Raw genomic sequence first — 525 nt, 5'->3', positions numbered from 1 at the left:
GCCGCTCTCGGGCAGCGGCGGCAGCGCCGTCTACGGTGCCGACCTGCTCGCAACCCCGATGGCCCTGGCAGGCGTCAACGCCACGGTAACCGGCACCACCACCTCGCTCAGCGCCACCTCGGTCACCCTCGACATCTCCGTTGCCCAGATCAACGACGCCCCGACCATGGCCGGCGTGCCGCTGCCGATGGGCGAACCGGAAGATCCGACGGGTCCGGCGGTAATGGCCGGCCCGGTCGCATTGCTGCTCGGCCCGGTGTTCTCCGACGCAACCGACCAGCAGAAAGCGGCGGGCGGTTCCACCGCCTCGGTCGCCAACACCCTGGCCGGCATGGCCATCACCGGCGATGCCGCCAACCCGGCAACCCAGGGCACGTGGCGCTACTCCACCGATGGCGGCGCGAACTGGACCGCCCTGCCGTCCGACCTCTCCAGCACCAACGCGCTGGTGCTCGGCAGCAACGTGCAACTCGACTTCGTGCCGGTGGCCAACTTCAACGGCCAGCCCGGCGCCCTGACGGTCCA

The 525-nt window shown here is 70.9% G+C and carries 1 protein-coding gene; it reads left to right on the top strand.

Annotated elements, in window-relative coordinates:
* A partial coding sequence (locus tag HLH27_RS16900) for a hypothetical protein (protein ID WP_182951288.1) occupies positions 1-525 on the top strand: 525 nt, incomplete at both ends.

The sequence above is a fragment of the Gluconacetobacter takamatsuzukensis genome, from assembly GCF_014174275.1.
GTDB classification, from domain to species: Bacteria; Pseudomonadota; Alphaproteobacteria; order Acetobacterales; family Acetobacteraceae; genus Gluconacetobacter; species Gluconacetobacter takamatsuzukensis.
This window is presented reverse-complemented; position numbering and strand designations above follow the sequence as displayed.